At 61.9% G+C, this 10,148-nt stretch carries 8 protein-coding genes; 5 read left to right on the top strand and 3 right to left on the bottom strand.

What is annotated here, in order from left to right; genetic code table 11:
- Positions 1-91 precede the first annotated feature (91 nt).
- Together EK369_RS13260 and EK369_RS13255 are read right to left on the bottom strand one after the other, a co-directional pair.
- Positions 92-1,048, bottom strand: a complete 957-nt coding sequence (locus tag EK369_RS13260) for an aspartate carbamoyltransferase catalytic subunit (RefSeq protein WP_127114739.1) — start codon at positions 1,046-1,048, stop codon at positions 92-94.
- A 71-nt stretch (positions 1,049-1,119) separates the two neighbouring features.
- Positions 1,120-2,160: a hypothetical protein gene (locus EK369_RS13255; RefSeq protein WP_164726996.1), complete on the bottom strand. Its 1,041-nt coding sequence runs from the start codon at positions 2,158-2,160 to the stop codon at positions 1,120-1,122.
- Between the two features lie 279 nt (positions 2,161-2,439).
- On the opposite strand from EK369_RS13255, the gene EK369_RS13250 reads away from it, so the two are divergent.
- The 5 genes from EK369_RS13250 (at position 2,440) to EK369_RS13230 (ending at position 9,277) form a co-directional block, all read left to right on the top strand.
- Positions 2,440-3,222 (top strand): uracil-DNA glycosylase, encoded by a 783-nt coding sequence (locus EK369_RS13250; RefSeq protein WP_127114737.1) that lies wholly within the window; start codon positions 2,440-2,442, stop codon positions 3,220-3,222.
- Positions 3,222-3,764 carry a hypothetical protein gene (locus tag EK369_RS13245; protein WP_127114736.1) on the top strand — a complete coding sequence of 181 codons (543 nt, stop codon included), beginning with the start codon at positions 3,222-3,224 and terminating at the stop codon, positions 3,762-3,764. Before EK369_RS13250 ends, EK369_RS13245 begins: the two co-directional genes overlap by 1 nt.
- Before the next feature lie 9 nt (positions 3,765-3,773).
- Positions 3,774-4,316 (top strand): molybdenum cofactor biosynthesis protein B, encoded by a 543-nt coding sequence (gene moaB / locus EK369_RS13240; protein WP_127114735.1) that lies wholly within the window; start codon positions 3,774-3,776, stop codon positions 4,314-4,316.
- 104 nt (positions 4,317-4,420) lie between these two features.
- Positions 4,421-5,878: an efflux RND transporter periplasmic adaptor subunit gene (locus EK369_RS13235; protein ID WP_127114734.1), complete on the top strand. Its 1,458-nt coding sequence runs from the start codon at positions 4,421-4,423 to the stop codon at positions 5,876-5,878.
- Positions 5,879-5,881: 3 nt separating this feature from the next.
- On the top strand, positions 5,882-9,277 hold the full coding sequence (locus EK369_RS13230) for an efflux RND transporter permease subunit (protein WP_127114733.1): 3,396 nt from the start codon (positions 5,882-5,884) through the stop codon (positions 9,275-9,277).
- Here EK369_RS13230 and EK369_RS13225 read toward each other — a convergent pair whose 3' ends face one another.
- Positions 9,278-10,102, bottom strand: coding sequence for a protein-disulfide reductase DsbD domain-containing protein (locus EK369_RS13225; protein ID WP_235871423.1), 825 nt, complete (start codon positions 10,100-10,102; stop codon positions 9,278-9,280).
- Between the last annotated feature and the right edge of the window lie 46 nt (positions 10,103-10,148).

Here is a 10,148-nt window from a genome sequence, read left to right as displayed (position 1 = left end):
GACGATCAGACCAACAAAGGCGAACATCACGATCAGCGCGATTGTGGCGACACGGCCGGACATTTTTGGGTCTTTGGGGTCTTCCATCGGCTCAGACCTCTACTGGTTCCGCGGCGCGCGACGCCCGCAGGTTGCGCGCCAGGAGGTCCATCGCAGCCATACGCACGGCAACACCCATCTCGACCTGTTCCTGAATGACCGAACGATTGATGTCGTCGGCAATCTCGCCGTCGATCTCGACCCCTCGGTTCATCGGACCGGGATGCATGACGATGGCGTCGGGCTTGGCGTTCGAGAGCTTCTCGGCGTCCAGCCCGTAGCGGTGATAGTATTCGCGTTCGGACGGGATAAAACCGCCGTCCATGCGTTCGCGCTGGAGGCGCAGCATCATGACGACATCGACGTCTTTCAGCCCTTCGGCCATATCTTCGTAGATTTCGGCGCCGAACTCGGCGAATTGGGCAGGGACCAGTGTAGGCGGGCCGACAAGGCGGACGCGGTTCTCCATCTTGCCCAAGAGGATCAGGTTCGAGCGCGCCACGCGGCTATGGGCGACGTCGCCGCAGATGGCCACGTTCAGCCGGTGCAGACGCCCTTTGGCGCGGCGGATGGTGAGGGCGTCGAGCAGCGCCTGCGTCGGGTGTTCGTGACGGCCATCACCGGCGTTCAGCACGGCGCAGTTGACCTTTTGGCTGAGCAGATCCACCGCCCCGGAATGCGGGTGGCGCACCACCAGCAAATCGGGATGCATGGCATTCAGCGTCATCGCCGTGTCGATCAGGGTCTCGCCCTTTTTGATCGAACTGGCCTGCATGGCCATGTTCATGACGTCCGCGCCAAGCCGCTTGCCGGCCAGCTCGAAACTGGCCTGTGTGCGGGTGGAGTTCTCAAAGAACATGTTGATCTGGGTCAGCCCGGTCAGGGCGTCGGCGTGTTTCACATCGCGCCGGTTCAGATCAACGTATTGGTCTGCCAGATCAAGGATCGCCGTGATCTCGTCAGGACGCAGATGCTCGATCCCCAGAAGATGCTTCTGACTGAACCCCATAGACTCGCTCCTGTGCAGATTTTCATCTGCTTATAAGAAGGCCGAGATGGGGGGGCAAGCGACAGATCGTTTCAGCTGCCCGTCTTGATAAAGTTCATGGCGGTGCTTTGGTGTGTTCGCAGCGTTTCGAATTGGGTCTCATACTCGGCAAGCTTCATGCCAAAGACCTGCTGAAAAGCCTCGTCCCAGTCCAGGCCGGTCCCGATTGCTTGCCAATACTCCAGAAGGGACTGAATGCCGAAGCGTTCTGCCAGCAGATACGCGGCAAACAGGCTGATGCTGTATTCTTCTTCGGTTGTGATGTCGCCCAGATCGGCCAGTTTCAGGGCCGAGGCCCGCGCCGGGGATTGCAAGCGAAAGAACGAAGGCATGCCCTGGCCTTCGAAGTTGCGAAATGCATAGTCCAGCTCTACCACCATGGCAGTGCCCTCCATCATCCACTCTGGCCCGGAAACCCGACGCCCGTCAGGGCGTTTGTACAGACGGGTTTTTGCCAGAGTGTATTCGGTTTGCATGGTGTGGATATGTTCATGCACCAAAATCGCGGTCATGCGTTTGCGGTTCTGTTTGGCCCAGTCCGCACCATAGGTGTCCTGTTGGGGCCAACAAATGAAGATCTGATTGTAAAAGGCTGCTGCTGCCCAGCGGTCTTTGTCGCTGCAGCGTTTGCGCACCCGGGCGCGCGTATCGACAATCGGATCGCCTCTGGACCGACGCAGCGTGACGATGTTAGCGGCAACCTGTTTCGCGTCCCTGCCTGCGGCAATGTCGACGCGGCCTGCAATACTGACCCCAAAGCGCAGATACAAATACCGGCGTGCATCCTTGTCCGCGCCGAGCACCAGCGCTTTTTCAGTTGGGCTGGCATCCTTGTCGAACAGGATATTCGGTTTCTCTGCTGAAGGTCGGAAGGCGCGCGCTACGCCGCGGCGTTTGCCCAGGATGCGACACCAGGAAATTGCTGAAACCCGGCGCGGCTCCTGCAGCATCGGTTCGGATTGCAACTCGGGGTGTTGTTGCATCAGGCCAAGCGCGGCCGCCTTGGTTTTCCGGCCCCAGAGCCCGTCGTGCGGCCCCGGGTCTTGTCCAAGTGCACTCAGCTGTTTTTGCAAACATAAAACATACTCTCCCGCGGTGGCCGGTGCAGAGGTGGCCAACAAGAAGACAAGAAAACAGGCATTCTTGAGAAGTGCGGAGAAACCGAGCGCGCGCATGAGGCCACTCTACCCAAGGCTGTAGTTGCTGCAACACCTGATTGGGGTGCTCTCGCCGGTGCGGCAGCATGGGGGCTGCTTCTTTTGGCCAGAAATATCCCGGGGTGAATGGGCCAGGGGCCCAGAGGGGCTGGCCCCTCTCTTTCCCCCCTCCTGCGATGCAGATAGGGTAGCGCCATGGAATCGGCCCTCGACTATCATACGGCGCGTGCGCTTTTGGACTGGCAGATGGAACTCGGTGCGACCGAGGCCATGCTGGACGCGCCGGTTGACCGCTATGAAGCGCCGGTCAAGGCGGAAAAACCCAAACCCGCGCCTGTGGCCGAAGCGCCCCGTCCAAGGGGCAATGAGGTTGACCCGGTGCTGGTGGCGACCGAAGCCGCCAGGGCGGCGGGGGACCTAGAGGCATTGCGGGCCGCGATGGCGGCGTTTGAGTTGTGTGATTTGAAACGCGGCGCGCGCAGTCTGGTGTTTTCGGACGGCAACCCAGCCGCGCGGGTGATGATTATCGGCGAGGCTCCGGGCCGGGACGAGGACCGCGAAGGCAAACCCTTTGTAGGCCGGGCCGGGCAATTGTTGGACAAGATGCTGGCGGCGATTGATATGGGCCGGGCGCATGATCTGTCGGCCCAGTCGGTCTATATCACCAACGTCCTGCCTTGGCGTCCACCGCAGAACCGCGACCCCGAGGCGATAGAAATCCAGATGCTGCTGCCCTTTCTCAAGCGCCACGTCGAGATCGTTGCGCCCGAGGTGATCGTGCTGATGGGCAATATCTCGTGCCAGGCCATGTTGGGACGGCGCGGCATCACGCGCCTGCGTGGAACCTGGGCCGAGGCGCTGGGCAAACCGGTGCTGCCAATGTTCCATCCCGCCTATTTGCTGCGCCAACCCTCGGCCAAACGCGAGGCCTGGGCGGATCTCTTGAGCCTCAAGGCCAAGCTGCGCGAGTTGGGTTGATGCGCTGGGCGGTGGCAATGCTGCTGCTGTCAGGTGCGGCACAGGCGGATCCGCTGGGGGCCAATGACTATGCCGCGATGTTCGAAGAGTACGCCGATCAGGTGGTGACAGACGCCGGGGGGGCTCGGGCCCTGGAGCGTGACGACGGGGTGACCGTATACGAGACCATTGATGGTGACACGCGGCTCTATGCCGGGGTGGATTTCCACAAGGGCGGCCCCGTCGGCTGTCTGACATCGTTTTATGCCGAAACGCTGAGCTTTGTGCAGGCCTGCCCTGATCTGGCGCCGACACCCAACCCAGAGCATCTGGCGCGCTTGCTGGTGTTCTACGCCGAGAATGCCGCGCCTCCGGCTGATCCTGCCGTACTAAAGGCCCGGTTTGACGCGCTTGTTGCCCAACACAGCGACCAGATCACGCAGTGCGTCCCGAACTCGGTCATGATCGACTATGCCAAGGTCCTGATGGGAGAGGGTGCGGATGAGCTGTTCGACACAGTTCTCGCAACCCCTCGCCTGCCGGTGACACAACCTTGCCCCTGAGGAGTGGCCATGCCCCGTTTTGACGAAAGCAAAGAGTTTATCCCTGTCCGCATTGCTGTGCTCACCGTGAGCGACACGCGGGGGCTGGATCAGGACAGGTCCGGTGACACGCTGGTGGGGCGCATCGAGGGGGCGGGGCATATCCTTGCCGATCGCAAGATCATCCGCGATGAGCGCGACCAAATCGCCGACCAGCTGCGCAGATGGTGTGCGGACAAAGCGGTGGACGTGATAATTTCGACCGGCGGCACCGGTCTGACCGGGCGGGATGTGACGGTCGAGGCCCATCGTGACGTCTATGAAAAAGAGATCGAAGCCTTTGGCACCGTCTTCACCATGGTGTCGATGAACAAAATCGGCACCTCAGCCGTGCAAAGCCGCGCCACGGGGGGTGTTGCCAACGGCACTTATCTCTTTGCGCTGCCCGGTTCGACCGGCGCCTGCAAGGATGCCTGGGACGAGATTTTGCAGTATCAGCTGGATTACCGGCACCTGCCGTGCAACTTCGTCGAGATTTTCCCGCGATTGGACGAACATTTGCGACGGAAATGACGCGGGGGGCCGTTTAATCTCACGTGTTGGTGTGAATGCTTGGCTTTTCAGGCGTTTGGGCCAATTATGTATAGCGGACCCAGCCAAGCGGAGAGCCAAGCTACATGCGTTTCCTCAGACAAAGCCTGACAGGATTGTTCCTGCTTTCGGTGACGGTCGCGCTGGTGCTGGTGGCGGGCCAGATGATGTACGGCGCAATTTCCGAACGGTTGGCGCGGGAGTCCCGCCCGCCGCAAGGCAACGAACGGGTGTTTGCGGTGAACGTGCAAGTGGCCGAGCCGGGGCGCGTCGCCCCCGATTTGGTGGCCTTTGGCGAAGTGCGCAGTCGCCGCAGTCTCGAGGTGCGATCGCGGCTGGCGGGGACCATCACGTCGCTGTCGCCGGACTTTGAAGAAGGTGGTCAGGTGCGTCAGGGCGACGTGCTGGTTCAGATTGATCCCGTGCCCGCAGAATTTGCCCTGACACGCGCGCAGAACGACCTGTTGGATGCCCAAGCCGAGCAGCGGGATGCCGCGCGGGTGCTGGAATTGGCCGGTGCCGAGCTGGGCGCGGCCGAGGCACAGGCCCGTTTGCGGCAAAAGGCGCTGGACCGGCAACTGGATTTGCTGGCGCGCGAGGTGACGACCTCGGCTGCCGTGGAAACAGCGGAACTCGCCGTGGCCTCGGCCAATCAGGCGGTTGTCGCGCGGCGCCAGTCGGTGGCACAGTCCGAGGCGCGGGTGGATCAGGCGGTGACGCGACTGGAGCGTGCCCGCGTGGCTGTGGCCGAGGCCGAACGCGCGCTGGCTGAAACCACGATCACAGCGGATTTTTCCGGCACCCTCTCCGAGGTGACCGTGGTCAAGGGGCGCTTTGTCTCGACCAATGAAAAGATGGCCTCGCTGATTGATGCAGAGGCGCTGGAACTGGTGTTTCGCATTTCAACCCCGCAGTATGTGCGGCTGTTGGGCGACGACGGACGCCTGCCGCTGGCCGAGGTCACTGCCACGCTTGACGTGATGGGCCAGGATCTGGTGGCCACGGGCGTGATCTCGCGCGAGAGCGCGGTGGTGGGAGACGGCGAAACCGGTCGCAAGATTTTTGCACGCCTCGACTCGCCGCGGGGGCTGAAGCCCGGCGATTTTGTCACCGTGCGCGTGCGTGAAAAGCCATTGGAGAGCGTGGTCAAGCTGCCGGCAACGGCGCTGGACACACAGGGGCGGGTGATGGCGATCGATGAAAACAGCCGTCTCGAGGCGATCCCGGTGACTTTGCTGCGTCGCCAGGGTGATGAGATCATCGTGGCGGGCGATGCCATTGCCGGACGTCAGATCGTGACGCGGCTGACCCCGCTGTTGGGGCCAGGTGTTCAGGTCAAGCCATTGGCCTCTGGCGATGCTGCGGTGCCTGCTGCGCCCGAAATGGTTGCGCTGGACGACGCCACTCGGGCGCGTTTGATTGCCGCCATCGAAGGCAATGCCCAAATGCCCGCCGAGGCCAAGACGCGGGTTCTGGAGATGCTGGCCAAACCCGAGGTGCCTGCCCGCCTGCTTGAGCGGATCAAATCGCGGATGGGGGGCTAGCCCATGCGGCGCGTCTCCGGACCTGCGGGGGGCTTGTTGTCCTATTTCACCCGTCACGGGACGGCTGCGAACCTCTTGCTGGTGGTGCTAATCGTTGCAGGGTTGATTGCCGCGCCCCGGATGCGGGCTCAGTTTTTTCCGGATGTCATCATCGACAACGTCAGCGTCACGGTTCTGTGGGAAGGCGCGGGGGCTGCGGATGTGGATGCGGGGATCGTACAGGTGCTGGAGCCTGCGCTGCTGTCCGTGGAGGGCGTGGAAAGCACCGCGGCGCGGTCGCTTGAGGGCAACGCCCGTATCACACTGGATTTTGAGCCGGGCTGGGACATGGCCCGCGCGGCAGATGATGTTCAGGCCGCCGTGGATGCGGTGACCACCCTGCCGGAAGAAGCCGAAGACCCCAAGGTCTCGCGCGGGGTGTGGCGGGATCGTGTGACCGACGTGGTGGTGACCGGACCGGTCGATCCGGCGCAGCTGGCGCGGTATACGGATGAGTTTGTCACGCGGTTGTTTGTCGAAGGGGTGACCCGCACCACCATTCGCGGGCTGGCCGCACCTCAGACCCTGGTCGAGGTGTCGACCGTGGATCTGATGACCCACGATGTGACCATCGAACAGATCGCCAATGCCATCAAACAAGAGGTCGATGCAGACCCGGCAGGTGATGTTGAGGGGGCCAACGCCCGAGTGCGCACAGGCGTTGAAAAACGCGCGCCGGATCAGATTGCCGCCATTGTGCTGCGGTCGAACCCGGACCGCTCCAAGCTTTTGGTTGGCGATGTTGCGACCGTCACGGTCGAGGGCCCAACCCGCGCGCGGTCTTACTTTGTCGGCGACAACCCTGCCATGTCGGTGCGGGTGGATCGCAGCGACAAGGGCGACGCGATTGCCATTCAGGCGACAGTGGAAAAGGTGGCTGCCGACATGCAAACCACCCTGCCGCAGGGTGTCACAGTTGAGCTGATCCGCACGCGGGCTGAGGCAATCTCGAGCCGTCTGACGCTGTTGTTGGACAACGGGTTGATGGGGCTGGGGTTGGTGGTGACGCTGTTGTTCCTGTTCCTCAATGCCCGCACGGCGATCTGGGTGGCGGCAGGCATTCCGGTGGCAATGCTGGCGACCATAGCGCTGATGTATGCCGGTGGGCTGACGATCAACATGATCTCGCTGTTTGCGCTGATCATCACGCTGGGGATCGTGGTGGATGACGCCATCGTGGTGGGCGAGCACGCCGACCACCGCGCGCGACACCTCGGAGAGCCTCCGGTGGTGGCGGCGGAAAATGCTGCGCGGCGCATGTCGATGCCGGTTTTCTCGGCAACGCTGACCACGGTGATCGCCTTTTTTGGCCTCACCTTTATCTCGGGTCGCTTTGGCGAGATGATCGCAGACATCCCGTTTACCGTGATCATGGTCCTGTTGGCGTCGCTGGTTGAGTGTTTTCTGATCCTGCCCAACCACATGGCCCACGCGTTGAAGCATTCGGCCAAGGAACACTGGTATGACCTGCCCAGTCGTGTGGTCAATCGCGGCTTTCGCTGGTTCCGAACGCGGCTGTTCCGGCCTTTCATGGGGCTGATCGTCTGGGCGCGGTATCCGGTTTTGGGCGTCGCGACAGTGATCCTGGCCAGCCAGTTGGCGCTGTTTGTGAGCGGCGATGTGAAATGGCGGTTCTTTAACGCGCCGGAGCGCGGGTCGGTCACGGGCAACTTTTTCATGCTGCCCTCGGCCAAGCGCGAAGACACGCTGGCGATGATGCGCGAAATGCAGCGCGCCACCGAGGAATTGGGCAAGGAATACGAAGAACGTTACGGGCGCAATCCGCTGGATTACGTCATGGCCGAGATCGGTGGCAATTCGGGGCGCTATCTGGCCGGGGCCGAAACGCTGGACGTCGACCTGAAGGGCGCCATTGCGATTGAGTTGATCGACGCTGATCTGCGTCCCTATTCCAGCTTTGCCTTTGTCGGCGAATTGCAGGACCGCGTGCAGCGCCATCCGCTGGCGGAAACCGTGACCTTCCGGGGGTGGCGCTCGGGGCCCGGTGGCGATGCGCTGGATGTGCAGTTCTTTGGGGCGTCGTCTGAGACCTTGAAAGCTGCTGCCGAGGCGTTGAAAACCGCTGTGTCGGCCTTTCCCGAGGTGTCGGCGGTCGAAGACACGCTGGCCTATGACAAGGAAGAGCTGATCCTGGAACTGACCCCGCAAGGCCACGCGCTGGGGTTCGAAATCGACGCGTTGGGGCGCATGTTGCGCCATCGGTTGAACGGGCTTGAGGCGGCGACCTATCCTGAAGGGCCGCGCTCGGCCACGATCCGGGTGGAAGTGCCCAGTGATGAGCTGACGGCGAACTTTCTCGAAGGCAGCCTGATGCGCACACCCCAGGGCAAATACGTGCCGCTGGCTGATCTGGTCACCGTGGATCGCCGAACCGGGTTTTCAACGGTGCGCCGCGAGAACAGTATTCGCACCGTCAGTGTTACGGGCGACATTTCCGAGGATGATCCGGCGCGGGCCGAAGAGATCAGCAAACTGCTGGAAACCGAGATCCTGCCTCAGATCGCTTCTGAGCAGCAGGTGGACTGGCGGATGTCCGGCCTGTCCGAACAGGAAGACACGTTCTTGAGCGACGCTCTTCTGGGGCTGATGATGTGTCTGGTGGGTATTTACATTGTGCTGGCCTGGGTGTTTGCCAGCTGGCTCAGGCCGTTGGTGGTGATGGCGATCATTCCTTTCGGGCTGATCGGCACCATCTATGGGCACCACTATCATGATGTGCCCTTGTCGATGTTCACGGTTGTCGGGCTGTTGGGGCTTACCGGCATCATCATCAACGATTCCATCGTTCTGGTGAGCACGGTTGATGAATATGCCGAAACCCGAGGGTTGGTGCCGTCGATCATCGACGGGGCGGCAGACAGGTTGCGGCCGGTGATGCTGACTTCGGCAACCACTGTTCTGGGGCTCGCGCCTTTGCTGTTCGAACGGTCACAACAGGCGCAGTTTCTCAAGCCCACGGTGATTACGCTGGTCTATGGCCTGGGTTTTGGTCTGATCCTCGTGTTGCTGGTCATCCCGGCGCTGATCGCCGTGCAAGAGGATGTCACACGGCAATTCCACGCGCTGCGCCGCAGTTTGCGTAGCACCAAGACCCGCCCAACCATGGCTGTGGCAACGGTGCTGATGGCCGCGTGGTTGGCGGCGACGGTTGGGTTTGCGGTTTTGACCGGTGGCGTTTATCCGCCTTTGGCCGAGGTCCTGCCGGTCCTCGCTGGCACGCCGCATATTGCGCTGGTGGTGGTCGCATTTTTCCTGGGCGCCTGGGCCATGACTACACTGGTGTTTGCCATTTCAGGACTGCGTATGGCACTGCATCGCAGGCGAGTGGCGCAGGGCTGATCAGCCCGCCGAACAGCCCTGAATATCTACCGCATGGCGGCTGCCAAACACCGTAAAGCGCAAAGCGGATCTATCCACCATAAAGCTTGATCCGTCCACGTGCATCATGTCGCTTTTGGCGATCAGAACGCCACCTTCGCGACGGGTCTTGGCCTCGCTTACCCAGACCTTGGGGTTGTTGAATTCCATCACCGCGACTTCGTTGCCACCCGATTTGGGCAGGTGCAGTCGCGCTTCGACCCGCATGCCTTCGCTGATCGGCGAGATGCGGCAGGTTGCCTTGCGCACCCCGGCCTCGTTGGCGGTGAGGGGGCGCGAGGCGATGGCCGCGGCAATCCGCGGGTCGCGCGCACCACTGCCCGCAGGGATCTTGGCGGACACCTTGAGGCGCTGAGGAACGCAGATGTCACGGCAAACACCGATGTCCAGCACCGCCTTGAGCCGGATCGGTTTGTTCACGTGTTTGGGATCAATCTGGATCGGCAGAATGACTTCCTGTTCATAGCCTATCGAGCGTATGCCGTTTTGCGAAAACACTTGTGGCGTGGGCCAGGTGACCGCAACGCCGCTTAGGTTGCCGGAGCCGCTCCAGTCAAAGCGCGGCGGAATGCCCGCATCACCCGGCGCGCGCCAGTAGGTTTTCCAGCCCGGATTGAGTGTGATCCGCACTGCGGCCAGACGGCTGCCGTCCTTGCCCTGCCAGCCTGGCAGGATTTCGGCCTGGACCACGCCGTCAAAGGATTGCGCCTGGGCCGGGGCCGAAAGGCCTGCAAGGGCGAAGAGAGAGAGGGTCAAAGCTTTCCACATGAGGTTTATGTGCGCCATGAGGCGACAAATGCCAACTCACTTCTGGGCGAGAAATCGTGTGTGC

It is taken from the genome of Shimia sediminis (assembly GCF_003990645.1).
GTDB lineage: Bacteria > Pseudomonadota > Alphaproteobacteria > Rhodobacterales > Rhodobacteraceae > Shimia > Shimia sediminis.
The sequence above is the reverse complement of the archived record's forward strand: the minus strand, read 5'-3'. Positions and strand labels throughout refer to the sequence as shown.